The organism is Reyranella soli, from assembly GCF_007992495.1.
Lineage (GTDB): Bacteria > Pseudomonadota > Alphaproteobacteria > Reyranellales > Reyranellaceae > Reyranella > Reyranella soli.
Map to the genome: position 1 here is coordinate 18,371 of NZ_BKAJ01000007.1, position 24,667 is coordinate 43,037.

General features: G+C 67.7%; 21 protein-coding genes. 14 read left to right on the plus strand and 7 right to left on the minus strand.

From position 1 onward, the window contains the following. Positions 1–123: 123 nt before the first annotated feature. Positions 124–606, minus strand: a complete 483-nt coding sequence (locus tag RSO01_RS02415) for a MarR family winged helix-turn-helix transcriptional regulator (RefSeq protein WP_147145815.1) — start codon at positions 604–606, stop codon at positions 124–126. 80 nt (positions 607–686) lie between these two features. On the opposite strand from RSO01_RS02415, the gene RSO01_RS02420 reads away from it, so the two are divergent. Beyond that, entirely contained in the window at positions 687–2,195 is a 1,509-nt protein-coding gene (locus RSO01_RS02420; protein ID WP_147145816.1) for an FAD-dependent oxidoreductase, read from the plus strand. A 12-nt stretch (positions 2,196–2,207) separates the two neighbouring features. On the opposite strand, the gene RSO01_RS02425 is transcribed toward RSO01_RS02420, so the two are convergent. Then, positions 2,208–2,528, minus strand: a complete 321-nt coding sequence (locus RSO01_RS02425; protein ID WP_147145818.1) for a hypothetical protein — start codon at positions 2,526–2,528, stop codon at positions 2,208–2,210. A 120-nt stretch (positions 2,529–2,648) separates the two neighbouring features. Between RSO01_RS02425 and hisC the strand changes: the two genes are divergently transcribed. After that, a complete protein-coding gene (gene hisC, locus RSO01_RS02430; protein ID WP_147145820.1) occupies positions 2,649–3,713 on the plus strand; it encodes a histidinol-phosphate transaminase in 1,065 nt (354 codons plus the stop codon). A 94-nt stretch (positions 3,714–3,807) separates the two neighbouring features. Here the strand turns inward: hisC and RSO01_RS02435 are convergent, their stop codons facing one another. Then, positions 3,808–5,562, minus strand: a complete 1,755-nt coding sequence (locus tag RSO01_RS02435) for a PHA/PHB synthase family protein (protein ID WP_246157981.1) — start codon at positions 5,560–5,562, stop codon at positions 3,808–3,810. Between the two features lie 268 nt (positions 5,563–5,830). On the opposite strand from RSO01_RS02435, the gene RSO01_RS49405 reads away from it, so the two are divergent. From RSO01_RS49405 to glpX, 4 genes are read left to right on the plus strand one after another with little or no spacing between them, the layout of a single operon-like run. Then, entirely contained in the window at positions 5,831–8,200 is a 2,370-nt protein-coding gene (locus RSO01_RS49405; protein WP_147145823.1) for an OmpA family protein, read from the plus strand. A gap of 17 nt (positions 8,201–8,217) precedes the next feature. Beyond that, complete coding sequence (locus tag RSO01_RS02445) at positions 8,218–9,474, plus strand: LL-diaminopimelate aminotransferase (protein WP_147145826.1); 1,257 nt, start codon at positions 8,218–8,220, stop codon at positions 9,472–9,474. A 27-nt stretch (positions 9,475–9,501) separates the two neighbouring features. Further along, on the plus strand, positions 9,502–10,794 hold the full coding sequence (locus RSO01_RS02450; protein WP_147145828.1) for a homoserine dehydrogenase: 1,293 nt from the start codon (positions 9,502–9,504) through the stop codon (positions 10,792–10,794). A 33-nt stretch (positions 10,795–10,827) separates the two neighbouring features. Then, on the plus strand, positions 10,828–11,820 hold the full coding sequence (glpX, locus tag RSO01_RS02455) for a class II fructose-bisphosphatase (protein ID WP_174825909.1): 993 nt from the start codon (positions 10,828–10,830) through the stop codon (positions 11,818–11,820). 185 nt (positions 11,821–12,005) lie between these two features. On the opposite strand, the gene RSO01_RS02460 is transcribed toward glpX, so the two are convergent. After that, a complete protein-coding gene (locus RSO01_RS02460; RefSeq protein WP_170302801.1) occupies positions 12,006–12,449 on the minus strand; it encodes a hypothetical protein in 444 nt (147 codons plus the stop codon). A 210-nt stretch (positions 12,450–12,659) separates the two neighbouring features. Here RSO01_RS02460 and RSO01_RS02465 point away from each other — a divergent pair, with 210 nt between their 5' ends. The 7 genes from RSO01_RS02465 to cysN are packed head-to-tail and all read left to right on the plus strand — an operon-like array spanning position 12,660 to position 20,053. Beyond that, on the plus strand, positions 12,660–13,715 hold the full coding sequence (locus RSO01_RS02465) for a sulfate ABC transporter substrate-binding protein (protein ID WP_147145835.1): 1,056 nt from the start codon (positions 12,660–12,662) through the stop codon (positions 13,713–13,715). Continuing rightward, entirely contained in the window at positions 13,712–14,572 is an 861-nt protein-coding gene (gene cysT, locus RSO01_RS02470) for a sulfate ABC transporter permease subunit CysT (RefSeq protein WP_147145838.1), read from the plus strand. Before RSO01_RS02465 ends, cysT begins: the two co-directional genes overlap by 4 nt. Then, entirely contained in the window at positions 14,565–15,407 is an 843-nt protein-coding gene (cysW, locus tag RSO01_RS02475; RefSeq protein WP_147145841.1) for a sulfate ABC transporter permease subunit CysW, read from the plus strand. The genes cysT and cysW overlap by 8 nt, the downstream gene beginning before the upstream one ends. 34 nt (positions 15,408–15,441) lie before the next feature. Next, a complete protein-coding gene (locus RSO01_RS02480; RefSeq protein WP_373867863.1) occupies positions 15,442–16,458 on the plus strand; it encodes a sulfate/molybdate ABC transporter ATP-binding protein in 1,017 nt (338 codons plus the stop codon). A 9-nt stretch (positions 16,459–16,467) separates the two neighbouring features. After that, the gene (locus RSO01_RS02485) at positions 16,468–17,184 is read left to right on the plus strand and encodes a phosphoadenylyl-sulfate reductase (RefSeq protein ID WP_147145843.1); all 717 of its coding nucleotides are present in this window, start codon (positions 16,468–16,470) and stop codon (positions 17,182–17,184) included. Further along, the gene (gene cysD / locus RSO01_RS02490) at positions 17,181–18,140 is read left to right on the plus strand and encodes a sulfate adenylyltransferase subunit CysD (RefSeq protein ID WP_147145846.1); all 960 of its coding nucleotides are present in this window, start codon (positions 17,181–17,183) and stop codon (positions 18,138–18,140) included. Before RSO01_RS02485 ends, cysD begins: the two co-directional genes overlap by 4 nt. After that, positions 18,140–20,053 carry a sulfate adenylyltransferase subunit CysN gene (gene cysN, locus RSO01_RS02495; RefSeq protein WP_147145849.1) on the plus strand — a complete coding sequence of 638 codons (1,914 nt, stop codon included), beginning with the start codon at positions 18,140–18,142 and terminating at the stop codon, positions 20,051–20,053. The genes cysD and cysN overlap by 1 nt, the downstream gene beginning before the upstream one ends. Here cysN and RSO01_RS02500 read toward each other — a convergent pair. From RSO01_RS02500 to RSO01_RS02510, 3 genes are read right to left on the minus strand one after another with little or no spacing between them, the layout of a single operon-like run. Continuing rightward, a complete protein-coding gene (locus RSO01_RS02500; RefSeq protein WP_147145852.1) occupies positions 20,004–20,585 on the minus strand; it encodes an alpha-ketoglutarate-dependent dioxygenase AlkB in 582 nt (193 codons plus the stop codon). The two genes, cysN and RSO01_RS02500, sit on opposite strands and share 50 nt — an antisense overlap. Positions 20,586–20,607: 22 nt before the next feature. Beyond that, positions 20,608–21,564 (minus strand): polysaccharide deacetylase family protein, encoded by a 957-nt coding sequence (locus RSO01_RS02505; protein WP_147145855.1) that lies wholly within the window; start codon positions 21,562–21,564, stop codon positions 20,608–20,610. A 19-nt stretch (positions 21,565–21,583) separates the two neighbouring features. Continuing rightward, complete coding sequence (locus RSO01_RS02510) at positions 21,584–21,829, minus strand: CpXC domain-containing protein (protein ID WP_147145858.1); 246 nt, start codon at positions 21,827–21,829, stop codon at positions 21,584–21,586. Between the two features lie 189 nt (positions 21,830–22,018). Here RSO01_RS02510 and RSO01_RS02515 point away from each other — a divergent pair, with 189 nt between their 5' ends. Further along, a complete protein-coding gene (locus RSO01_RS02515) occupies positions 22,019–24,619 on the plus strand; it encodes a PAS domain S-box protein (RefSeq protein WP_147145861.1) in 2,601 nt (866 codons plus the stop codon). The last annotated feature ends 48 nt before the right edge of the window (positions 24,620–24,667 follow it).

Genomic DNA, 24,667 nt, shown 5'->3' on the forward strand with positions numbered 1-24,667 from the left:
CTAGGTTGGACGCAAGCTACAAACGCGACCGCTGCTACCACTTCCTAACGGTGGTGAGCATAGCCTTGCCGATGTCAGGATGGAAAGTCGATCTTGTGGCTCCAGTCCACCTGCCTGTGGGCTTCAAGGCGACCTACGACGCTGGGAGCCTGAACCACTCGCGATCTCGCCTCTCGTGAGGTCAGCCACAAGGCGCCGCAGCAGGCGGACGAGTTCGCTCCTGTCCCTCTTGCTCCATTCGGCGAAGAAGGGGCCGACCAGTCTTTCGCGGGCGGCATCGAGCGCGGCCGTCATCGACCGGCCCTTGGCCGTTATCGCCACCTCGCGAACGCGCTGATCCGTGCGGCCGGGGCGGCGGATCGCCAGTCCCGATTTCTCGAGGGCAGCGACCTGGCGACTGACGGTCGAATGATCGCGGCCCATGGTTTCGGCGAGTTCCACGATCCCGATCGGCCCACGCCGCTCGATGCGTACCAGAAGGGGGAAGAGCGCGCGGTCGAGCCGTATCCCGGCCTCCGCGATCAGCGATCGGTCGGGTTGCGGCCGGTTCAGAAAGGCCGTCAGGTCGAGCAGGGCCTCGTGCAGCTGGCGGAGGTCGGTTCTCATTATGTGCATTATGCACATTCCTGCTTGACCCCGTCGAGGGCCGCCCCAATATGTGTATTATGCACGCAATGGGAAGGACGATGACGGACCTGCCTGCAATCGACGTGTTGATCAGCGGCGCCGGTGCCGCCGGGCTGACATTGGCGATCGATCTTGCGCGACGGGGCGTCTCCTTTCGGCTGATCGACCGGTCCGACCGGCCGTTCCCCGGATCGCGCGGCAAGGGCGTCCAGCCGCGCAGCCTGGAACTGTTCGAGGACCTGGGGTTGCTCGACCGCATGGTCGCGGCCGGCGGGCCGTATCCGCTGCTGCGGACCTACGATGGCCAGGCGTTCCACGACACCGCCATGATGGAGCGGCGCGAGGCGACGCCGGCGGAGCCCTACGGCGAGCCGTTGATGCTGCCGCAGAACATCAACGAGACCTTGCTGCGCGAACGGCTGGCCGAGCTTGGGCACTACGTGACGTCACAGTGCGAGCTTCTGGGCTTCGCGCAGGACGAGGAGGGCGTGACGGCGCGGCTCAAATCCGATGCGGGCGAGGAGATGCTGAGGGTCCGTTATCTGGCAGGCGCCGACGGTGGCCGCAGCCTCGTGCGGCACACGTTGGGCATCGACTTTCCCGGCGAGACCCTGCCGGGCCGGGCGCTGGTCGCCGACATGGTTTTGGAAGGCCTGTCACGCGACCGCTGGCATCGCTGGAACGCCGCGGGTGGCGGACATGTCTCGATCTGTCCGTTGGGCGGTACCGACCTGTTTCAGCTTCAAGCGGGGATCGTGCGGCCGGGCGAGCCCGACCTGTCGGTGGCGGGCATCAATCGCCTGATCGCCGAGCGCACCGGGCGCAGCGACATCGTCGTGCACAAGGTCCTGTGGTCGTCGGCCTATGTCATGAACGTGCGCCTGGCCGATCGCTACCAGGTCGGGCGGGTGTTCCTTGCCGGCGATGCCGCGCACGTTCATCCGCCGACCGGAGGGCAGGGCCTCAATACAAGCGTGCAGGACGCCTACAATCTCGCCTGGAAGCTCGCGGCGGTGCTGGGCGGCGCACCGCCGGCACTGCTCGCAACCTACGAAGCGGAGCGGCGGCCCATCGCCGCGCACGTGCTGGGCCTTTCGACGAACCTGCTGCGCGCCGCCCGCGAACGCGGCGAGATGCGTCGCGGCCGCGACACGCAGGAGCTCGATCTCGGCTATTTCGAATCGCCGCTCACCCTCGACCTGCGAGGACGGTCGGGGCGCATCCGGGCCGGGCAGCGTGCACCTGATGCGGTCTGTCGCGGCGCCGGCGGTCAGCCCGTACGCCTTTTCGATCTGTTCCGCGGATTTCATTGGTCGTTGCTGGGCTACGAAGTCGACCGGCGAGCTCTCGGCCATCCGCGCGGCGGGCTGGTCATCCATTCGGTTGGTGAGCGAGGCGACATCGTCGATGCATACGGGCATGTCCGCGACGGCTACGATCTGTCGCCGGGCGATTGCGTGCTGGTCCGGCCCGACGGCTATGTCGGCGCGATCTTCACCGCTGGGCAGGCCGCCGAAATGGAGCGCTATTTCGCCGACGTGGGATTGAGCGGGCGCTCGACCTCGTGACGATCCACTGTCTCACGGAACGGCGGCGTGGATTCTGGCCCTCAAATCGTCTCGGTATAACACCTCGACCTGCACGATATCGGGCCCGATAGCATCCACGATCAGATGGGGCGACAGGCCGATTGTGCGGAGGTCCGGACCAAAGGCGCCGTCCGGTCGAGGCGCGGTCGCGGTATAAAAGGACGCACAGAAATCATCTCCGCAACGACAGCGGGCGAGGATGCGCAGGCCACGTACGCGCGCAGCCAAGGCACTTTCGTCTTCCTGAATAAGCAACCGTTCGAGTTCCAGGACGAGCTCCGGCACGACGTCGATCAGGAGAGGTGCAGTCATTCGTAGGGCGATTCGGTTGATCGGACACTCTGGCGCTATCGAGGGAGTGTGTCGAGCCGGCTGGCTAAGCCGGCCCTGCAATGGCATAAGCCGCCGCTCGACCCCGACCCGGATGCCACGATGAACCCGTTCTGGAGCCAGATCGCGCACGAGCTTTCGCCCTATGTGCCGGGCGAGCAGCCGCGCATCACCAACCTGGTGAAGCTCAACACCAATGAAAGCCCCTTCGGCCCGTCGCCGCTCGCGTTGGACGCGATGCGCGCCGCCCTGGCCGATAGCCTGCGGCTCTATCCCGATCCTGAAGCGACGGAGCTGCGTGAGGCGCTCGCCGCGCACCACGGCGTGAAGGCCGAACAGGTGTTCGTCGGCAACGGCTCGGACGAAGTGCTGGCACATGCCTTCGTGGCGCTCCTGAAGCAGCCGAAGCCGCTGCTGTTTCCGGACGTCACCTACAGCTTCTATCCGGTATGGGCGCAGTTGTTCGGCGTCGCCTTCGAGACCGTACCGCTGGACGACGGCATGCGCGTGCGGATCGAGGACTATTGGCGCGAGGCGGGGTCGATCGTGATCGCCAATCCCAACGCGCCGACCGGCATCGCACTGCCGCGGGCGGAGATTGGTCGACTGCTGAAAGATCGTCCCGACATCCCGGTGGTGATCGACGAGGCCTATGTCGATTTCGGCGGCGAGAGCGCGGCTCCCCTGATCGCCGATCATCCGAACCTGCTGGTCGTGCAGACGATGTCCAAGTCGCGCGCCCTGGCCGGCCTGCGCGTCGGCTACGCGCTGGGCGACGTCGGCTTGATCGAGGCGCTGACCCGCGTGAAGGACAGCTTCAATTCCTACCCGCTCGGCCGTATCGCCCAGGCGGGCGCGACCGCATCGCTGCGTGACGACACCTACTTCCGGGAGACTTGCGCCAGGATCATTGCAGGACGCGAAGCGATGACTCGCGAGCTGACGAAGCTCGGTTTCGTGGTCCTGCCGTCGAGCACGAACTTCGTCTTCGCCCGTCATCCGGCGCAGGACGGGGCGAAGCTCGCGGCGGCGCTGCGCGAGCGCGCGGTGCTGGTCCGGCATTTCAACAAGCCGCGCACGGCACCCTGGCTTCGCATCACCGTCGGCACGGAAGACGACACCCGACGGCTGATCGAGTCGCTGGTCGATGTTCTGACGGATCGATAGGGGACGGGTGGTCATGCTCTTCCGGACCGCCGGCATCTTGCCGGCTTCATGATTCATGAGCCGGCTGGAAGCCGGCGGTCCGGAAGACAATGCGTCAGTCGATCGTCCGCACCTTCACGTAACTGCCCGGCGCATCTTCGATCGCCGGCAGGCCACCTTGGCCCGGCACGCGGGCAGGGACCTTGGGACCGGACTTGGCCGACAGCCACTTGTCCCAGTCGTGCCACCACGAGCCCGGGAATTCCTGCGCACCCGCGCGCCACTCGTCGAGCGTCGGCGGATTCTTGGCCGTCTCGTTCAGCCAGTGCTGGTACTTCTTGTTGCGCGGCGGATTGACCACGCCGGCGATATGGCCCGAGCCCGCCAGCATGAAGCGCACCGGTCCGCCGAAGATCTGCGTCGCCTTGTAGACCGACTTGGCGGGCGCGATGTGGTCTTCCTTGCCGGCCTGCAGATAGACCGGGATCGAAATCTTCCTGAGATCGATCGGCACGTTGTCGATGGTGAGCCCGCCCGGCTTAACCAGCAGGTTCTTCTGGTACATGTTGCGCAGGTAGTAGCTGTGCATGGCCGCCGGCATGCGCGTCGCATCGGCATTCCAGAACAGCAGGTCGAAGGGGAAGGGGTCCTTGCCCATCAGGTAGTTGTTCACCACGAACGACCAGATCAGGTCATTGGCGCGTAGCATGTTGAAGGTGGTCGCCATCTCGGCACCCTCGAGATAGCCCTTCTTGCTCATCATCTCCTCGACGCTGGCCAGCTGATCCTCGTCGATGAACACGCCGAGCTCGCCCGGCTCGGTGAAGTCGACCTGGGCGGTGAAGAAGGTGCAGGCCGCGATCCGGTCATCGCCGCGCGCCGCCATGTAGGCCAGCGTCGTCGCCATCAGCGTGCCGCCGATGCAGTAGCCGATCGCCGAGACTTTTTCGGCGCCGGTCGCCTGCTTGATGGCGTCGAGCGCAGCCAGCGGCCCGAGCTTCATGTAGTCCTCGAACACCAGGCTGGTCAGCTGCTCGTCGGGATTGACCCAGGAGATCACGAACACCGTGTAGCCCTGCTCGGTCGCCCACTTGATGAACGAGTTCTCGGGCTTGAGATCGAGGATGTAGAACTTGTTGATCCACGGCGGCACGATCAAGAGCGGCATCTGGTAGACCTGCTCGGTCGTCGGCGTGTACTGCAGGAGCTGCATCACCTTGTTCTGGTAGACCACCTTGCCCGGCGAGGTCGCGACATTGCCGCCGACCTTGAAGGCCTTCATGTCGGTCTGCCGGATGGCGAGCGTGCCCTTGCCGCGCTCGAGATCGGTCAGCAGGTTCTGCAGGCCCTTCAGCAGGTTCTCGCCCTTGCTCTCGACCGTCGCCTTGACGACCTGCGGGTTGGTCATGGCGAAGTTGGAGGGCGACATCGCGTCGATGAACTGGCGCGTGTAGAAGTCGACCTTCTTCGCGGTCTTGTCGTCGACGCCCTCGACCTCCTTCACGGTGTGCTGCAGCCAGCGCGCCGTCAGCAGGTAGGACTGCTTGAGATAGTCGAAGACGACCTCGTCCTTCCACGCCGGGTCGTTGAAGCGCTTGTCGCCCTTGGTGGGCTCGACCACGGGCTCGACCTTCTGGCCCATCATGCGCTGGGCGGTGACCTGCCACAGGTTCATGTACTGCTGCCACAGCTCCATCTGCGCCTGCAGCAGCCGGTTGGGATCGGCCAGCATCTTGGCGGTGAAGTCCATGAAGGTCTGGGTGAGGCGCAGCGGATCGGCGGGCTGGGGGCCATCGGCCTTGTACTTCTCGGCAAAGTCCTCCAGCAGCTTCTGGCTGCGTTCGGCAATGTCCTTGAAGGCGTCCTTCATCCGCTCGCTCTCTTCGGCGGATAATCCTGGAACGGCGGTCGTTGCGGCACTGGGGGTCGACTGCTCCGACATGCGCTTCCCCTTCTAGATCATTGGCTTTGCAGCGTTTCTTGCGATACTTTCAGCGTCCCGGTACCATACCTAGTGTCGTTCGTCACAGGCTGCCAGCACCTTTCTTAGGTAGGCTGCGACAACACACGGGTCAATTTTACTCTCGGCGTCGGCTAGACATCTGCGACGGCCGGGTTTCGAGCAAGGACAGGCAGTAATGCGTAGAGGGCAGGACAGGACGGGCAGGAGCTGGCTGGGCTTGCTTGGCGTGTCCAGCTGCGCGCTGCTTGCGGGCTGTGGCTGGTTCGACAGTGCACCGGCCGGCAGCGCCAAGCTGCGTCCAGGCGCCGACCGCCAGGTCCAGGCGAGCGGCGTCCTGCCGTCGGCCAATCCAGGCCAGCAGTACGAGCAGGGCATCTCCGCCGCCGACGAAACGCGCGGACAGCAGCCGCAGATCGGCGCCATCGTCAAAGGAACCGGCGGGCAGAAGGCGCAAAAGGAGAAGGCGGACAAGGATGCCGCCGAGCGCGACGCCAAGGCGCGCGAGGCGCGTCTCGAGCGTGAAGCCGCCGAGAAGAAGGCCAGGGACGAGGAGAAGGCGAAGGACAACAAAGACAAAGAGCCCAAGACCACCGGGGTCCCCTCTGGAATGCCCGGTAAGCCGGCGGCCGCCGAACCCGGCAATCCTGATGGCGTGACGAAGGTGACGCCGGCACCGGCGGCGACGCCGCCCGCTCCGCCGCCAGCGCCAGCGCCGGCACCCGAGCCGCCGCGGTCGGATGCGGGGCAGCCGTCGCAATCGATGGCGCCCATCAGGGCGACGCCTGCCGTCGCCACGGCCGACAACATGCCTTTCGTGACGCGCGCCGCGATGACGAGCGCGCCTGCGGCAGCGCCGCCGCCGGCACCCGAGCCGCCGCCGGTCGCTGCTGCACCGGAGCCGCCGCCCGCGCCTGCAGCAGCACCGCCGGCGCCACTGCCACCACCACCGCCGGCTACGACGACCGCGCGTCCTGCCGATCCGAGCAAGGCATTCGTTCCACCGCCGGGATGGACGCCGCCAGGTCAGTCTGCACCCTTCGTCGTGACGGCTGCTGTCGCGCCGCCGCAGCCTGCGCCCACACCTGCGCCGATCGCGGCGCCTGACTCTGTCGCGCCGCCGCCCGCTCCGGCGGTTGCGGCTGCGCCGGCACGATCCGCCGATCCGAGCAAGGCATTCGTGCCGCCGCCAGGCTGGACGCCGCCAGGGCACTCCGAACCTGTCGCCACGACGGCCGCCGCGCCACCTCCGCCAGCGCCCGTCGCGGCGCCTGCACCGCGGCCTGCGGATTCCGGCAAGGCGTTCGTGCCGCCCGCAGGCTGGACGCCTCCAGTGCCGCCCGAACCCGTGGTCAGCACGGCCGCTGCGGCGCCACTGCCGCCGCCAGCTCAAGTGCCCGTTTCAACTGCGCCGGTACGCACCGTCGATCCCAACAAGGTGTTCGTGCCGCCGGCGGGCTGGACGCCGCCAGGGCACGCTGAGCCTACGGTCACTGTGGCTGCTGCCGCTGGCGCTGCCGCACCTCCGCCGCCGGCGCCGGTCGCCACTCCGGCACCGCCGCCCGCTCCAGCGCCGGTGCCTGCACAAATCGCTGCTCCGACACCGCCGCCGGCTCCAGCTCCCGCTCCGGTCGTGTCAACGCGTAAGGCCGATCCCAACAAGGCATTCGTGCCGCCACCAGGCTGGACGCCTCCGGGACAAAGTGCGCCTGCCGTGGCTGCTGCCGAGGCAGCGCCTGCTGCGCCGGCAGCTCCGCCAGTGACCGCGATGCCGCCGCCGCCAACCGCGGCACCAACTGCGCCGTCGAGGCCTGCCGATCCGAACAAGGCCTTCGTGCCGCCGCCGGGTTGGACTCCACCGGGCACGGCAGCGGCTGCAGCGGCCCCTGTGCCGACTCCTCCGCCACCTGCGCCGTCGGCACCGGCCGCGACGACGATGGCTGAACCGCCGCCGCGGGCAGCGGCGCCGACACGGTCTGCCGATCCCAACAAAGCCTTCGTGCCGCCACCCGGCTGGACACCGCCTGGATCGGCCGTCCCGGCCTCGATGCCTGCGCCTTCCGCTCAGCGGACGGCTCAGCCAGCGGGCTCTTCAGCCGATCTTGCTGCTGCCCAGATGGCGGCGATGGCCGCGCCAGCGGCGCCTGTCCCGCAGCAGCCCGACACGCCGTCAGCCAGGCAACCGTCCGGCGGTAACGCACAGGTCGCCGTCATCCAGTTCGGCAGTGGCTCTGCAAGTCTCACCAGCAATGACCTCGCCATCTTGCAGAAGGTGGCGGAGATGCAGAGGACCAACCGCGCCACGGTGCGCATCGTCGGCCACTCACAGCAGGACGCGTCCGGCTCACCGTCCGACCGGGCGGCGAGCGCCAACTACGAAGTCTCGCGCCAGCGCGCGCTCTCCGTTGCCACCCAGCTCGTGCGGCTCGGCGTGCCAGCCAGCCGCATTGTCGCCGAGGCCGCCTCGGACGCCGTGCCCGCCTTCGAAACCACCTCCGCCCGCGGCATCGCCGCCAACCGTCGCGCCGAGATCTTCATCGATTTCTAGCGACCAAGGACAAAACGATGGACGATTCGGAATTCCACCGGCTGAAGCGCCTGCCGCCCTATGTGTTCGCGGAAGTGAACGCCATGAAGGCGCGCGCCCGCGCTGCCGGCCAGGACGTCATCGATCTCGGCATGGGCAATCCCGACCTGCCGACCGCTCCGCACATCGTCGCCAAGCTCGCCGAGGCCGCTGCCAATCCGCGTGCCCACGGCTACTCCGCCTCGCGCGGCATCCCCGGCCTGCGCAAGGCGCAGGCGGCCTATTACGCGCGCCGCTTCGGCGTCGAGCTCGATCCCGAGAGCGAGATCATCGTCACCCTGGGCTCGAAGGAGGGGCTGGCCAATCTTGCGCAGGCCATCACCTCGCCGGGCGACATCGTGCTGGTGCCCAACCCCAGCTATCCCATCCATCCCTACGGCTTCATCATCGCCGGCGGCTCGGTGCGTCACATTCCAGTGCCGGGCAGCACGTCGCTGGAGGAGTTCCTGCCGGCGCTCGAGCGTGCGGTGCGCCACACGGTGCCCAAGCCGATCGCGCTGGTGCTTAACTACCCGTCGAATCCGACGGCGCAGGTCGTCGACCTCGACTTCTATGCCGCGATCGTCGATTTCTGCAAACGGCAAGGCATCTGGATCCTGAGCGATCTCGCCTATGCCGAGATCTACTTCGACGGCGTGCCGCCGCCGTCGGTGCTGCAGGTACCGGGCGCGCGTGACATCGCCGTCGAGTTCACCTCGATGAGCAAGACCTACTCGATGGCGGGCTGGCGCATGGGCTTCGCCGCCGGCAACAAGACGCTGATCCAGGCGCTGACCCGCATCAAGTCGTACCTCGACTACGGCGCCTTCACGCCGATCCAGGTGGCGGCGACGGCGGCGCTGAACGGGCCGCAGGACTGCATCGCCGAGGCGCGCAACACCTACAAGGAACGCCGCGACGTGCTGATCGAAGGGCTGAGCGCGGCGGGCTGGAACCTGCCGGCGCCGTCGGCCAGCATGTTCGCCTGGGCGCCGCTCCCCAAGGAGTTCGCCGAGCTGGGCTCGCTTGCCTTCTCCAAGCTGCTGCTGACCCAGGCCAATGTCGCGGTTTCGCCCGGCATCGGCTTCGGCGAGCATGGCGATGCCCATGTCCGCATTGCCCTGGTCGAAAACAAGCACCGCATCCGCCAGGCCATCCGCAACATCCGCCAGGTGATGGCCGACCCCGGCCGCGCCATCGATCTCTACCTGCGCGGCGTGGGTGACAACATCACGCCATTGAAGGCTCGCGCCTGAGCGCAACCTGTCGTATCAGGCGACCCCATGAAAGCTCCTCTCAGAATCGGCATCGCCGGCCTCGGCACCGTTGGCGCAGGCGTTGTCAAACTCCTGGCCGAGCACGGCCGACTCCTGTCTCTGCGCGGCGGGCGGTCGCTCAAGGTTGTCGCCGTCAGCGCGCGCAGCAAGGCCAAGAAGCGTGACATCGACGTCTCCGGCGTACGCTGGGAGCGCGATCCACTGGCGCTGGCCACCGCGCCCGACATTGACGTCGTCGTCGAACTCATCGGCGGCTCCAGCGGCGTCGCGCGTCGTCTCGTGCAGACGGCGCTGCGCTCGGGCAAGCACGTCGTCACCGCCAACAAGGCGCTGCTGGCCATGCATGGCACCGAGCTTGCGACCTTGGCCGAGAAGAGGGGCAGCATCCTGGCGTTCGAGGCAGCGGTCGCGGGCGGCATCCCCATCATCAAGGCCCTGCGCGAAGGCCTGGTTGGCAATCGCGTGCGGCGCCTCTACGGCATCCTCAACGGCACCTGCAATTACATCCTGACCACGATGCGCGAGACCGGCCGCGACTTCGGCGCCGTGCTGGCCGAGGCGCAGGCGGCGGGCTATGCCGAGGCCGATCCCAGCTTCGACGTCGATGGCATCGATGCCGCGCACAAGCTCGCTGTGCTGACCGGTGCCGCGTTCGGCGCCAAGGTCAACTTCGCCGGCGTCCATGTCGAGGGCATCCGCCGTGTGAGCGCGATGGACATCCAGTTCGCCGAGGAGCTGGGCTTTCGCATCAAACTCCTGGGGCTGGCACGCGAGACGCGGTACGGCATCGAACAGCGCGTTCATCCCTGCATGGTGCCGCTGTCGGCGCCGATTGCGCACATCGAGGGCGTGTTCAACGCCGTCGTGGTCGAGGGCGACTTCGTCGGCACCACCATGTTCCAGGGCCGCGGTGCGGGGCAGGGGCCGACCGCCTCGGCCGTCGTCGCCGACCTTGTCGATGTGGCGCGCGGCCGCCAGATGCCGGCCTTCGTCGTGCCGGCCGAGCGGCTCGCCGACAAGAAGGTCTCGCCGATGGACCGCCATCAGGGGGCGTATTACATGCGCCTGATGGTGCAGGATAAGCCGGGCGTGATCGCGGCGGTCTCGGGCGCGCTGGCCAAGGAGCGCATCTCGCTCGAGGCCATGCTGCAGCGCGGCCGCTCGGACGGCGCGGTGCCGGTCGTGCTGACCACGCACGAGACAGAGGAGGCGGCGATGCAGCGGGCGCTCGCCCGCATCACCAGGCTGGGCGCAGTGGCCGAAGAGCCCTGCGTCATCAGGATCGAAGCATTTCAGTAGGACGGCGCTAAAGAGACGCCGACGGAGGAGACGATGGGCAACGACGTGAAACTGGACCGCAATCTTGCGCTCGAGGTGGTGCGCGTCACCGAAGCCGCCGCCCTGGCCGCTTCCAAGCTGATGGGCCGCGGCGACGAGAAGAAGGCCGACCAGGCCGCCGTCGACGCCATGCGCACGTCGCTGAACTCGCTTGCCATCGACGGCACCGTCGTGATCGGCGAGGGCGAGCGCGACGAGGCGCCGATGCTCTATATCGGCGAGAAGGTCGGGCTGGCCCAGGCCGGCGCCCCCCAGATCGACATCGCGCTCGATCCGCTCGAGGGCACGACCATCACCGCCAAGGGCCTGCCCAATGCGCTGGCCGTCATCGCCATGGCCGAGCATGGCGGCTTCCTCAATGCGCCCGACGTCTACATGGACAAGATCGCCGTCGGCGGCGGCCTGCCCGACGGCATCGTCGACCTCGACAAGACGCCGGCTCAGAATCTCGGCGACCTCGCCAAGGCCAAGAAGGTCGACGTCGCCGACCTCGTGGTCTGCATCCTCGACCGTCCGCGCCATGCCGAGCTGATCGCCAAGGTGCGCGAGGCGGGCGCACGCATCATGCTGATCGGCGACGGCGACGTGTCGGGCGTGATCGCCACCTCGACCGGCGATTCGGGCATCGACATCTACATGGGCTCGGGCGGCGCGCCGGAAGGCGTTCTTGCGGCGGCGGCGTTGCGCGCCATCGGCGGCCAGATCCAGGGCCGTCTGCTGTTCCGCAACGACGACGAGAAGGCGCGGGCCCGCAAGTGGGGCATCACCGACCTCAACCGCAAATACTCGATGCTCGACATGGCCAAGGGCGACGTGATGTTCGCCGCCACCGGCGTCACCTCGGGCTCGATGCTGAAGGGCGTGCGCCGCTTCGGCAACGGCGCGGAGACGCACTCGATCGTCATGCGCTCCAAGACCGGCACGGTGCGCTGGGTGTCGGCGCATCACAACTTCACGATCAAGACGGGGCTGCCGAGCTGGGCTTGATCATCCTGTAGGCAGGCGGGCGCTACAGGCGCACTGTCATCCCGAGCGCAGCGAGGGACCTTTCCTGTGGTCTTAAAGGCCCCTCGCTGCGCTCGGGGTGACATCCGTGACGGAGTTGACGCAATCGAGAACTGAAGTTATATTCATGACCATCCGCCTCCAGGCGGCGTCGCTCTTTGCATCGTTCATCCGAAGTCCATCGTGCCCGGCAGGCGCCGAGCCGGCCTTTCCTGAGCTCGAAAACTCGTTGCGTAATTTGCGTAAATGTCCGAATTCGCCAGCGAGCCCCATGGGTAGTAGGTCGGCTTTACGACCTCCGGCGGAATTACCGGGAATGCCGCAAAATCACCCGCGATGATGGCATTGCATGCACTCGGGCTCTCGATGCGCTGCGCCGAGCGATACGCATTGTCGTTGCTGTCCCTGTTTAGCGGACAGTGCCTGGCCGCCGGCAGCGCTGGAAGGACCAGAAGCATCAATGGCTTGCGGCGATTTTCCGAGACGCGCAGCGAACGCAATCCCGTTCGCGGTGATGTGGGTTGCCGCGCCGGGAGAAAAGCCTTTCGTGCGCCTTGAAAGTTGCGGCGCATCCTTCTTCGGGGCGTCGCAACTTTGGCAATCGCAACCATTGTTCAAGTGCGTGAACGCGGGCATTTGAGAAGCATCGAAAGTCCATGGAGACAGCGATGTCCCAACCCTCTGTTCCGAGCATGCTCTGTCGACGCGGCGTCTGCCGCATGACCTGTCGGCGCCCCTGAGCCGACCCTTCTAGTCGTCGTCGAATTCCAGAGTAAGCACCGGCCCCTCCGCGAGGAGCGCAGGCGCGGAGGAGCGGAGCCATGTCCGAACGCATCCTGACCAAACGTCGCCGTCTTCCCGCCGCCGCCTCGGCGGTCCCCATCCTGTCGGCCTTCGCCTCGGCGCGCGCGCAGAGCCCGCAGGACGTCGTGCTCACCAACGTCTCGTACGATCCGACGCGCGAACTCTACAAGGCGATCAACGAGGCCTTCGCCAAGCAATGGCAGGCCAGCACCGGCCAGAAGGTGACGGTGCGCGCAAGCCACGGCGGCTCGGGCAAGCAGGCGCGCTCGGTGATCGACGGCCTCGAGGCCGATGTCGTGACCTTGGCGCTGGCCGGCGACATCGACGCCATCGCCCGCGAGTCCAAGCGCCTGCCGGCGGACTGGCAGTCGCGTCTGCCCAACAATTCCTCGCCCTACACCTCGACCATCGTGTTCGTGGTGCGCAAGGACAATCCCAAGGCGATCAAGGATTGGCCCGATCTCGCGCGCCAGGGCGTGTCGGTGGTGACGCCGAACCCGAAGACCTCGGGCGGCGCGCGCTGGAACTATCTCGCAGCCTGGGCTTACGAGCTCGATCGGACCAAGGGAGATCAAGTCGCGGCGCGCAAGTTCGTCGAGGCGATCTATCGCAACGTGCCAGTGCTCGATTCGGGCGCGCGCGGCTCGACCACGACCTTCGCCCAGCGCGCGGTCGGCGACGTCGCCATCTCCTGGGAGAACGAGGCCTTCCTGATCCTGCAGGAGTTCGGCGCCGACAAGTTCGAGATCGTGGTGCCGCCGTTCTCCATCCTGGCCGAGCCGCCGGTCGCCCTGGTCGACGCCGTCGTCGACAAGCGCGGCACGCGCAAGGTGGCGCAGGCCTATCTCGATTTCCTCTATTCGCCGGCGGCGCAGAAGATCATCGCCAGCAACTTCTACCGCCCGTTCAAGCCCGATGCGGCCGATCCTGCCGACCTGGCGCGCTTCCCCAAGATCAAGCTGGTGACCATCGACCAGGTCTTCGGCGGCTGGACCAAGGCGCAGACTGAACACTTCGCCGATGGCGGACAGTTCGACCAGATCTACAAGCCCGGCGCCAAGGCGACGCGATGAGCGACGCCGCCCTCAGCGGCTGGCTGCCGAGGGTCCGCAAGCCCAGCGCCTTGCCCGGCTTCGGGCTGACCTTGGGCTTCGCCGTCAGCTACCTGTCGCTGATCGTGCTGATCCCGCTCGCCGTGCTGGTGGCGCGCGCGGGCGAGCTCGGCCTCGACGGCATCTGGCGCGTCGCCACCACGCCGCGCGTGCTGGCGGCGCTCGAGGTGAGCTTCTTCATCTCGGCCGCCGCCGCTGCCGTCAACGCGGTGTTCGGCGTGATCGTGGCCTGGGTGCTGGTGCGCTACGACTTCTCCGGCAAGCGACTCCTCGATGCGGCGGTCGACCTGCCGTTCGCCCTGCCGACGGCAGTGGCCGGCATCGCGCTTGCGGCCCTCTATGCCGAGAACGGCTGGATCGGCAGCCTGTTCGCGCCGTGGGGCATCAAGATCGCCTTCACGCCGCTCGGCATCCTGGTCGCCCTGATCTTCATCGGCCTGCCGTTCGTCGTGCGCACGGTGCAGCCCGTGCTGCAGGACTTCGACCGCGAGGTCGAGGAGGCATCGGCGACGCTGGGCGCCACGCGGCGGCAGACCGTGTTCCGCGTCGTGCTGCCGGGCCTCACGCCGGCGCTGCTGACCGGCGTGGCGCTCGCCTTCGCCCGCGCCGTCGGCGAGTACGGCTCGGTGATCTTCATCGCCGGCAACATGCCGTTCATCTCCGAGATCGCGCCGCTCCTGATCGTCACCAAGCTCGAGGAGTTCGACTACGCGGGCGCCGCCGCCATCGCCACGGTGATGCTGGCGATCTCGTTCCTGACGCTGCTCGCCATCAACGGCCTGCAGGCCTTCAGCCGCCGCCGGTTCGGCCATGCGTAGCAGCGCGCTCAGCGAGGGCAGGGCCGTGCGCTGGATGCTGGTCGCGCTCGCCGTCGGCTTCCTGGCGCTGTTCCTGGTGCTGCCGCTGCTCGCGGTGTTCTCGGAAGCGCTGCGCCGCGGCGTCGATGCCTTCCTGGCCGCCTTCACGGAGCCCGACACCCAGGCCGCCATCGGCCTCACCCTGCTGGTCGCGGCCATCGCCGTGCCGCTCAACCTGGTCTTCGGCGTCGCTGCCGCCTGGGCGGTCGCCAAGTTCGAGTTCGCCGGCAAGAGCCTGCTGGTGACGCTGATCGACCTGCCGTTCTCGGTGTCGCCGGTCGTCTCCGGCCTGGTCTACGTCCTGCTGTTCGGCGCCAAGGGCCTTTTAGGCCCGCTGATGGACGACTGGCAGTTCAAGATCATCTTCGCCGTGCCGGGCATCGTGCTGGCGACGATCTTCGTCACCTTCCCCTTCATCGCCCGCGAGCTGATCCCGCTGATGCAGGAGCAGGGCACGGCGGAGGAGGAGGCGGCGCTGACGCTCGGCGCCTCGGGCTGGCGCACCTTCCTCACCGTCACCCTGCCCAACGTGCGTTGGGCGCTGCTCTACGGCGTGCTGCTCTGCAACGCACGCGCCATGGGCGAATTCGGCGCGGTCTCGGTCGTGTCCGGGCACATCCGCGGATTGACCAACACCATGCCGCTCCACGTGGAGATCCTTTACAATGAGTACAACTTCGTCGCTGCTTTCGCCGTCGCCTCGCTTCTGGCGGGACTCGCCCTCGTCACCCTGGGCGCAAAGTCCATCCTCGAATGGCGATACGGAGACAGCCTCGCCCGCGTCCACCGGCACTGACAAGTCGACAGCCATCGCCATCCGCGCCGAGGGGCTGGCGAAGTCCTTCGACGGCACGGTGGCGATCGAGCACGTCGACCTCGCGGTGCAGCCCGGCGAGCTTCTGGCGCTGCTCGGCCCCTCGGGCTCGGGCAAGACGACGTTCCTGCGCCTGATCGCGGGGCTCGAAGCGCCGACTGCCGGCCGCATCCTGTTCGGCGAAGAGGATGCGACCAGGCTCGCCGTCCGTGACCGCCGTGTCGGCTTCGTGTTCCAGCACTACGCGCTATTCCGCCATCTCACTGTCGCCGAGAACATCGCCTACGGCCTCAGGGTGAGGCCGCGCCGCACGCGGCCACGCGACAAGGAGATCCGCCAGCGCGTCGCCGATCTCCTGGACCTGGTGCAATTGCGTGGCCTCGACAAGCGCCATCCGGCCCAGCTCTCGGGCGGCCAGCGCCAGCGCGTAGCGCTGGCCCGTGCGCTCGCCGTCGAGCCGCGCGTGCTGCTGCTCGACGAGCCGTTCGGGGCGCTCGACGCCAAGGTGCGCCGCGACCTCAGGCGCTGGCTGCGCGAGGTCCACGACCGTACCGGCCACACCACCCTGTTCGTGACCCACGACCAGGAGGAGGCGCTCGAGCTCGCCGACCGCGTCGCCATCTTCAACCGCGGCGCCGTCGAACAGGTCGGCACGCCGGACGACGTCCTGGACCGGCCGGCCACGGCCTTCGTCGCAGGCTTCGTCGGCGAGGCCGTGCGCCTGCCGGTCGATGCCGCGGGCTCGTGGATCCGCATCGGCCCACACCAGGTGCGCACGCCCGAGGAGAACGTCGCGGGACCGGCCGAGCTCTTCGTGCGGCCGCGCGATCTCGTCATCGCCCGGCCAGGGGCCGACGCCATTCCGGCGCGGGTGATCTGCGTCCGCCGCTCGGGCACGTCGCGCCGCGCCGAGCTGTCGCTCAGCGACGATCTGCCGACGGTCGAGATCGAGCTGGCGGACGGCCGGACCGTCAGGCGCGGTGACGTGCTGCCGGTCGTGCTGGCGACCGTGCGCCTGTTCACCTCGCGTTAGGAGCAGGCGATGCCCATCCCGACAGACCTCGTCCTCGACCTGCAGCGGCGTCTCGGCTACGCACCGCCCGAGCGGATCCTGTCGACGGCCTTGCGCGAGGCGTTTCCCGGCCGTATCGCCGTCGTCTCCTCGTTCGGCGCGGAATCGGCGGTGCTGCTGCATCTCGTCGCCGCCATCGATCCGACCACGCCCGTCCTGTTCGTCGATACCGGCCGGCATTTTCCCGAGACGCTGGCGTATCGCAATCGATTGGCGGCCCATCTCGGCCTCAGCGGCGTGCGCAGCGTTGGTCCGACAGCGCAGGAGGTGGCGCGGCTCGATGCCGATCTCAGCCGCGCGACCTGGGATCCCGATGGCTGCTGCGCCTTCCGCAAGACAGCGCCGTTGCAGCGCGCGCTGGCGGGCTACGACGCCTGGGTCAGCGGCCGCAAGCGCTTCCAGGCATCGACGCGCTTCGACCTGCCGGTGTTCGAGACCGACGATACGCACGTCAAGGTCAATCCGCTGGCCAGCTGGAGCGTCAACGACATCGCGACCTATGTCGCCAGGCACCGGCTGCCGCCGCATCCACTGCTGGCGCAGGGCTATCTCTCGATCGGCTGCGCGCCCTGCACGTCGATCGTGGCATCGGGAGAGGATCCGCGCGCCGGCCGCTGGCGCGGATTCGAGAAGACCGAATGCGGCATTCATCTACCCACCCCGACAGAAAAGCAGAGCAACCCATGAGCCCGCCAGTCGCCGCCGCCCGCGCGGCCAAAAAGAAACAGCCGATCTCCACGCCCATCCTGTCGCCGCATCTGCAGCGGTTGGAGGACGAGGCGATCCACATTCTGCGCGAGGTCGTGGCCGAGTTCCGTCGACCGGTGATGCTCTATTCGGTGGGCAAGGATTCGAGCGTCATGCTGCACCTGGCGCGCAAGGCCTTCTTCCCAGCGCCGCCGCCGTTCCCGTTCCTGCACATCGCCTCGGGCTGGGATTTCCGCGCCTTGGTCGAGCATCGCGATCGCATGGCCGCACAGTACGGGCTCGAACTTCTGGTGCATGCCAACGAGCAGGCCGCTCGCGACGGGATCAATCCCTTCGAGACCGAGACCGGCGAGTACTCGCGGCTGATGCTGACCGAGGCGCTCAAGGAGGCGCTCGACATCCACCGCTTCGATGCCGCCTTCGGCGGCGGCCGCCGAGACGAGGAGAAGGCGCGGGCCAAGGAGCGCATCTTCTCGCACCGCGCCGCCGGCCATGTCTGGGACCCGCGCAACCAGCGGCCCGAGCTGTGGCGGCTGTTCAACACCCGGCTCGCCGACGGCGACACGATGCGCGTCTTCCCGCTGTCGAACTGGACCGAGCTCGACGTCTGGACCTACATCCAGGCCGAATCGATCCCGATCGTGCCGCTCTATCTCGCCGCCGAACGCTGGGTGGTCGAGCGCGACGGCAACCTGATCGCCGTCGACGACGAGCGCATGCGCTTCCTCGACGGCGAGACGACGGTGAAGCGCCGTGTGCGCTTCCGCACGCTGGGCTGCTGGCCGCTCACTGGCGCCATCGCCTCGGCGGCGATGGACGTCGATGGCGTGATCGCCGAGCTTTTGGATGCGCGCTCGTCGGAACGCCAAGGCCGCCTGGTCGATGGCGCCCTGCAGGCCTCCATGGAACGCAAGAAGAGGGAGGGATACTTCTGATGCCCGACACGCTTGTACCCCCGGCGAACGATGCCCTGCCGCTGGCGATCCGCAGCGAGTTGCGCTTTCTCACCTGCGGCTCGGTCGACGACGGCAAGTCGACGCTGATCGGGCGGCTGATCAGCGATGCGGCGGGCCTGCACGACGACCAGATCGCCTCGCTGCGCGACGATTCGCGGCGCTTCGGCACGACCGAGGACGAGTTCGACTTCGCCCTGCTGCTCGACGGGCTGGAGGCCGAGCGCGAGCAGGGCATCACCATCGACGTCGCCTATCGCTTCTTCTCGACCGCCAAGCGCGCCTTCGTCGTCGCCGACACGCCGGGCCACCAGCAATACACGCGCAACATGGCGACCGGCGCCTCCAACGCCGAGCTCGCCATCCTGCTGGTCGATGCGCGCAAGGGCCTGGTCGAGCAGACGCGCCGGCACGCCGCCATCGTCTCGCTGCTCGGCATCCGCCATGTCGTGCTGGCGGTGAACAAGATCGACCTGGTCGAGTTCTCCGAGGCGCGCTTTCGCGAGATCGAGGCGGCATTCACGGCGTTCGCGGCACCACTTGCCTTCCATTCCGTCGTGGCCATCCCCTTGTCGGCCCGGCTCGGCGACAACGTCGCCGTGCGCAGCGGGCGCACGCCCTGGTATGCCGGGCCGGCATTGCTGGCCCATCTCGAGACGGTCGAGACCGATCTCGATGCTGCCGAGGCCGCGCTGCGCTTTCCGGTGCAGTGGGTCAATCGCCCCGACGGCGAGTTCCGCGGCTTCTCAGGCACCGTCGCGTCGGGGCGTGTCGCCGTCGGCGATCCGATCGTCGTATCGGGCTCCGGCCGCATCAGCAGCGTGGCGCGCATCGTGAGCTTCGACGGCGACCTGCCGTCGGTCACTGCCGGCCGGTCGGTGACGCTGACCTTGGCCGACGAGGTCGACGTCATCCGTGGCGACGTTTTGGCCGATCCCAAGCAGCGGCCGACGGTGGCGCGCCGCTTCGCCGCCGACCTGGTATGGATGGATGAGACGGCGGCGACGCCGGGCAAGCGCTTTCTTCTCAAGATCGGTACGGCGACCGTGCCCGCCACCCTTGGCCGCATCGCCGACACGCTCGATGTCGAATCGCTGACGCGCACGCCGGCGGAATCCCTGGTCCTCAACGCCATCGGCCGTGTCGAGATCGAAGCGGCCCAGGCGGTGGCCTTCGACGCCTATGCGGAGAATCGCCAGACCGGCGCCTTCATCCTGATCGACCGATCGACGCTGCGCACGGCGGCGGCCGGCATGGTGGTCGAAGGCCTCGACGGCGCGCGCAATGTCCACCGCCATGCGGAGACGGTGACGCCGGCTTTGCGTGCCGAAGCCAAGGCGCAATCGCCTCTGGTCGTGTGGCTGACCGGCCTGCCGGGCTCGGGCAAGTCGACCATCGCCAACATCGTCGAGAGCAAGCTGGCGGCGCTCGGCCGCCAGACCATGCTGCTCGACGGCGACAACCTGCGGCAGGGGCTGAACGCCGATCTCGGCTTCGACGCCGCAGGCCGCTCGGAGAATGTCCGTCGCGTGGCCGAGGTCGCCAAGCTGATGGCCGACGCCGGCCTGATCACGCTGGTCGCTCTGGTCTCGCCGTTCCGCGCCGATCGCACGCGTGCCGCCGCGCTCCTGCCCGAAGGGCGCTTCGTTGAAGTCTTCGTCGACACACCATTGGAAGTCTGCCGGCGTCGCGATCCCAAGGGACTGTACGAGAAGGCCGACCGCGGCAAGGTGCTGAACCTGACCGGGCGCGATCAACCCTACGAGGCGCCGGAGGCGCCGGACCTGGTGCTGCGCACGGTGGAGCTGACGGCGGAGCAGGCGGCCGATCGCATCGTCGAGCTGGTCATGCGTCGCGCAGGCTACGGAACGTCACCGAATAGCGCAGTGCACTGAGCGGCGGGATGCTGTGTTCCCAGTCGTTGCGGGCCGCGCCGCTGAGGACATAGGCCGATCTCGGCATCACCTCGAGCGAGCGCCGCTCCCAGCTGTCGCGCAGGCGCCGGCGGAAGCGCAGGAGGCAGGGGGCCAGGAAGGAGATCGCCACGATCTCCTCGAACATCGGCTTGTCGCGATGCCAGCCGATCGGCGCACCCGGCCCGTATTCGGTGACCAGGACCTGTTGCAGGCTTCCGGCAGCGAGCCCGACAACATCCGCCGCACGCTGGCGCAGGGGCAGGAGAATCTCCGGTATGTCCGCCGACGGACGGATCTGTCGTCCGGCATAGTCGTAGCGCCAGCCGAACGACACGATCCGGCGGCGCCCCAGGAAGCCGTGGAATTCGAACGGCGCCAAGGGCAGCTGCGCGAACCACGCGGCGAAGTGCCGTTCCTCGTCAGTCGAGATGACCTCCTGGCGATAGTCGAAGCCCTCCGGCATCGCCGGCTCGCCGGAGAACAAGTCGGCTTGTCGCTGCGCCTTGGCCATGACGGTCAACAGGTCGATGCGCTCAGGGTTGCTTCACGCCGGCCGCGGCCATCACGGCGTCGGTGTCGGTTAGCCAGACCAGCGGCTGCTCCTTCAGCGCCTCGAGCACGCGGCGGAAAGCGGCGGCGCCCGACGGCGTGCCCATGACGAAAGGGTGTACGCCGATCGCCACGACCGTGGCCGGCCGGTCAGTGTCGCCGTCGGCCTCGCGGGCGAGCTCGTCGACATAGTCGATCCACTGACGCTCGAAATCGACCGGCTCCTTCTGGCGGCCGAGATACTGGCCCATGTCGACGGTCTGGGTCGGGTAGGGGATCAGCACCAGCGGGCCGGCCGGCGTCATCAGCCGCGACAGCACCTCGGAGTCCATGCCGTCGAGCGAATAGCGGATGCCTTCGCCGACGGTCGCGGCGAAGGTGTCGACGTTGGGCGTGACACTGGGGCTCGACCAGCCGCGTGGGCGGGCGCCGGTATCCTTCTCGATCAGGTCGAGCACGCGTTTGATATAGGCCTTCTGTGCCTCCAGGCCCTTGTCGAGCGGCAGCTCCTCGGTCGAGTTGTTCATGCCATGGCCCAGGATCGGCGCCTTGGGCACCGACGCCCGGAACGTCTTCCACGTCTCCGGATGCTGCCCGGGGAACTGGGCGTTGAGGGCGATCGTAATCGGCACGTCCTGTTCCTTGAACAGCCGGCCCACGCGCGGCACGCCCCAGTGGATGGCGTACTGGCGGAACGATTCGTTCAACACGTCTGGATTGGTGCCCACCTTGTCCGGCCGGAACACCGGCCCGTGGCCGCGACCCCATACCTCGACATAGAGCACGAAGCAGACCGCGACCTTCTTGCCGCCCGGCCAGGCCTTGATCGGCATCGCCTCGCGTGGAGCCCCGGTGATCCAATCCTGGGTGGTCTGGCTGGAGGAAGGGGAAGCCCAGGCGAGCAGCGCGAGCAGGGAAAGGAGCAGGGTTGTGGCGCGCATGATCCAGGCCAATAGCACGTCATCGCAGCTTGCGCGCATGCTCGGCCAAGCGGCCAGTCCAGCGGCGCTGCTTGCCGATGCTGGGCAGCCCCACCGACCCGCACTGATCGCAGCGGAAGCGGGCGCCGGCAATGCGCCGGTTGCGCAGCCCGGGGGCATTCCCGTCAATCGTCCGGCGGTGCCCACAGTTGGGGCAGGTGACCTCGATGGCAAGCTCGTCCCGCGCGAGGTCGCCGAAGGTCGTATGGGAGGTGGCCAGGGCCATTTGCAGCCTAGGTGGGGTGCCGGCGGGCCCCCCGCAATGACGGCGAAGTCCCGTTAATGACGGGAAAGTTGGTCCACTTTGGACCCTATTGCGCGTGACGAAAAGCGACCGCGTCCCTACGGAATCGACCCTCGGGAGGGAAGTGCAACGCAGCCGGGGCCGCAAGGGCGCGCGGCCGTGGGGTGATTCATGACGGCAGACAGGTTTTCACTCCTGGCCGGCATTGCGTCCGACTGGTGGTGGGAGATGGGTCCGGACCTGCGGTTCACCTTCGTGTCGGACCGCCTGCAGGAGCTGCTTGGCCTTCCGGTATCCGCGCTGATCGGCAAGCGCCGCAACGAGGTGCCGCGCACCGATTACGACAACGCAGCAGCGTGGCAGGCCCATCTCGACGATCTGGCGAACCGCCGACCGTTCCGCAACTTCGAGACCACCGTCGTCGACGCCTCCGGCGCCTCGCGGCCAGTGATGATCAGCGGCACGCCGAAGTTCGCCGGGGACGGCACCTTCGAGGGCTATATCGGCGTCGGCAACGACCTGACCGAGCTGCGCCGGCACGAACCGGAGGCCTCCCGCACGGCGGCCAATCTCGAATCGATCCTGGAGAACATCGAGCAGGGCGTGGTGCTGTTCGACGCCGAGCACAGGATCGTCTCCTACAACCGCCGGCTCGCCGAGTGGCTGCAGATCGACGGCGACGTGCGCGGCATGTCCTACGAGGAGGCGGTGCGCGGCCTGGCGCAACGGGGCGAATACGGCATGGCCGATCCCGAGGCCGCGGTCGCGCTTCGCCTCGAGCTCGCCCGCGCGGGCAAGCGCATTGTGATCGAGCGCAAGCGGGCCGACGGGCGCACGGTGTCGGTGAGCTACAACCCCTTGGCCGGCGGCGGCGGGGTCATGACCTACTCGGACGTGACCGAGGTGCGTGATCGCGAAGCCCGCCTCGAGGAGAGCGAGGCGCGGTTCCGCTATCTCTTCAGGCATTCGCCGCTGCCGATGTGGGTCTATGACATCGACAACCGCGACATCCTCGAAGTCAACGACGCCGCCGTCGCCACCTATGGCTACTCGCGCGAGGAGTTCCTCGGCCTCAACCTTTATGACCTGCGACCACAAGACGAGGTCGACCGTCTGCGCCAGTACCTTCATGGCGCGACCGCCTCGCAGCTCTTTGCCGGCGAATGGCGTCATCGCCACAAGGACGGCAAGGTCGTCGAGGTCGAAGTCTATCTTCACGACATCGAGTTCGACGGCCGGGCTGCCCGGCTGGCGCTGCTGAACGACGTCACCGACCGCAAGCGCCTGGAACGCGAGAGCCAGCGCATCTTCGAGACGTCAGAGGACCTGATGCTGGTCTCCGACAGCTACGGCCGCTTCCTCCAGGTCAGCCCGAGCTGTGAGCGCGTGCTGGGCTACCGGCCCGACGAGATCGTCGGTCGCGGCGCCCAGGACTTCCTGGTCGCCGAGGATCTCGAGCCCAACCGCGAGGAGATGCGGCTTGCCCGCCGCGGAGAGGCCGTGCGGCGCTTCCGCGCCCGCTTCCATCACAAGGACGGCCGCATCGTCCCGCTGGCCTGGGTGTCGACGTGGTCGAGCTCGGACCGTCGCCACTATTTCATCGGCCGCGACATGACGGAGTACGACGCCACTGCGGCCAGCCTGCGCCAGGCGGTGAAGATGGATGCGATCGGCCAACTCACTGGCGGCGTGGCGCACGACTTCAACAACATCCTGATGGTCATTATGGCCAATCTGGATGCTCTCGACGAGGAGGCCGATCTCGACCGCGCCACGCGCAACCGCATCCGGCGCATCGGCAACGCCACCCAGCGCGCCCGCGATCTTACCCGCCAGCTGCTCGCCTTCTCGCGGCGGCAAGCCCTGCAGCCGGTCGCCACCGACATCAACGAGTTGGTCCATGGGACCGTCGGCCTGCTGCGCCGGACACTGGGCGAGATGATCGAAGTGGAGACCGTGCTGGGCGGTGGCCTTTGGAACGCCGATATCGATCGCGCCCAGCTCGAGGCGTCGCTGGTCAACCTCGCCATCAACGCGCGCGACGCCATGCCTGACGGCGGCCGGCTGCGCGTTTCCACCGGCAACCTGTCAATGCCGGCCGGTGCTGAAAGAGACGGCATCAGCGCAGGCGATTTCGTCGTGGTCTCGGTGAGCGACACCGGCAAGGGCATGGCTCCCAACGTGCTCGAAAAGGTGTTCGAGCCGTTCTTCACCACAAAGGAGATGGGCAAGGGGACCGGTCTCGGCCTCAGCATGGTCTACGGCTTCCTGCAGCAGTCCAAGGGCCATGTCCGCATCGAGAGCGAGGTCGGTCGCGGCACGACCGTGCGCCTCTACCTGCCCCGCAGCAGCGAGGCGGCATCCACGACGGTGTCGCCGGCCGCCAACATGGAGCGCGGGACCGAGCGCATCCTGGTGGTCGAGGATGATTCGCGCGTGCGCACCGGCGTGCTGGAGCAGCTGGAGAGCCTGGGCTACGAGGTCACCGGGACCGCCGACGCCGTCGCTGGGCTGGCCGCGTTCGAGGCCGCGCAACAGCCGTTCGACCTGCTGCTGACCGATGTGATCGTTCCGGGACCGCTGAACGGCAAGGCCCTGGCCGACGAGGTGAGCCGCCGCTGGCCCGCCACCAGGCTGGTGTTCATGTCGGGCTACAGCGAGAACATCCTGTCGACGCATGGACGCCTCGACCCCGGTGTGCTGCTGCTGAACAAGCCGTTTCGAAAGCACGAGCTGGCGAAGATGGTGCGCATGGCGCTCGATACGCCGTAGCTGTCACTCCGAGCATAGCGAGGGGCCTTTCACGCCGCTAGTTTCGCT